This window comes from Frankia sp. Mgl5 (genome assembly GCF_023242985.1).
GTDB lineage: Bacteria > Actinomycetota > Actinomycetes > Frankiales > Frankiaceae > Parafrankia > Parafrankia soli.
In genome coordinates this window covers 1-260 of sequence record NZ_JALKFY010000189.1, presented here as the reverse complement: position 1 = coordinate 260, position 260 = coordinate 1, and the positions used below count along the sequence as shown (strand labels likewise).

The 260-nt window shown below is 55.4% G+C and carries 1 protein-coding gene; it reads right to left on the bottom strand.

The features are described 5' to 3' along the window. The coding region (locus tag MXD62_RS08940) for a PfkB family carbohydrate kinase (protein ID WP_248828907.1) at positions 1-260 on the bottom strand (260 nt) is incomplete at both ends.

The window sequence follows — 260 nt, the reverse complement described above, 5'->3', positions numbered from 1 at the left end:
ACCCTGCTCGCCCAGTGTCACGATCACATTCTTTACACCGCGTTCCCTGATGCGCCGACACGCTTCCTGGCAATCCTCTATGGTAACGATCTCCATGCTGGCGAGAATCTCTGCTTCTTCCCTGTTGGGCAGGATCGTATCTACACCATCCAGTCTCTCCGGCAGCTTTTTCGCCTTTGCCGACGATACAGGGTCGATATAGAGCGGAATCTGTTCTTCCCCGCAGCGATTGATCAGATAGCGGAGCGATTCCCCGGGGA